At 59.7% G+C, this 1,161-nt stretch carries 2 protein-coding genes; both read left to right on the top strand.

Annotated features, from left to right (window positions below):
• Positions 1-109 precede the first annotated feature (109 nt).
• Positions 110-970 carry a flagellar motor stator protein MotA gene (gene motA, locus Q7V20_RS06045; RefSeq protein ID WP_304788223.1) on the top strand — a complete coding sequence of 287 codons (861 nt, stop codon included), beginning with the start codon at positions 110-112 and terminating at the stop codon, positions 968-970.
• A gap of 30 nt (positions 971-1,000) precedes the next feature.
• Positions 1,001-1,161 (top strand): flagellar motor protein MotB (locus tag Q7V20_RS06040; RefSeq protein WP_304788225.1); only part of this gene is annotated, 161 nt, incomplete at its 3' end.

Below are 1,161 nucleotides of genomic sequence, written 5' to 3'. Positions count from 1 at the left end.
ATGAAAAAAGCCCCGCCCGCATGCTTCTGTTCACGGCTTAGGAAACGAGCCCACTCGCCGAAGATCAAGGCCTTGATCAACCCTTCGCCCTTCCTTTGACCAGAACACCATGAACGTCGCCATCGGATACATCGTCGCGCTGGGTTGCATCTTTGGGGCATACATCCTCCACGGCGGCAACACTGAAGTGATCATTCATGCCTTGCCCCTGGAAATGATGGCCATCCTGGGGGGCGCCCTGGGAGCATTCGTGGTCAACAACCAGACCAAGACCATCAAGGCGGTGCTGTCCAACTTTGCACCATTGTTCAAAGGCTCAAAGTACACCAAGGCGCGTTACATGGAGCTGATGGCCATGATGTACGAGATCTTGCAGAAGGTGCGCAAGGAAGGCCTGATGTCCATTGAAAAGGACGTCGAAGACCCTCACAACTCTGCCCTGTTCAAGAAGTACCCCACCATGGGCAGCGACCACCACGTGGTCGAATTCATCACCGACTACCTGCGCATGATGGTCTCGGGCAACCTCAATGCCCACGAGATCGAAAGCCTGATGGACAACGAGATCGAAACCCACCACCACGAAGGCCATGGCGCGGTGGCCGCCGTCGCTCGGCTGGCCGGTGCATTGCCCGCTTTCGGGATCGTGGCCGCCGTGCTGGGCGTGGTGAACACCATGGGCTCGGTGGGCCAACCGCCAGCCGTTCTGGGCGGCATGATCGGCTCGGCGCTGGTCGGCACCTTCCTGGGCATCTTGCTGGCCTATGGCGTGGTCGAACCGCTGGGTGGCCTGATGGAGCAAAAGCTCGACGAAGGCACCAAGGAATTCAACGTGGTCAAGACCGTGCTGCTGGCCAGCATGCAGGGCTACGCGCCGCAAGTGGCCATCGAGTTCGGCCGCAAGGTGCTGTACTCCACCGAGCGCCCCACCTTCGCCGAGCTTGAAAACCACGTCAAGGGCAAGAAGTGATGCACGCCATGAGCCTCTCGGAGACCCTTCATGGCCGGTGATTCCAAAAAAGTCCAGCCGATCATCATCAAGCGCGTCAAGAAGGGCGGCCACGCCGTTCACGGTGGCGCCTGGAAGATCGCCTACGCCGACTTCGTGACGGCCATGATGGCCTTCTTCCTGCTGATGTGGCTGCTGGGCTCCACCACCGA

This window comes from Aquabacterium sp. (assembly GCF_030652515.1).
Taxonomy (GTDB): domain Bacteria; phylum Pseudomonadota; class Gammaproteobacteria; order Burkholderiales; family Burkholderiaceae_C; genus Aquabacterium.
Note: the sequence above shows the minus strand (reverse complement) of the source record. Positions and strands in the feature narration are given on the sequence as shown.

Coding starts and splice junctions, on each gene's coding strand:
- motA (WP_304788223.1), top strand. CDS start 110: ATGAACGTCGCCATCGGATACATCGTCGCGCTGGGTTGCATCTTTGGG.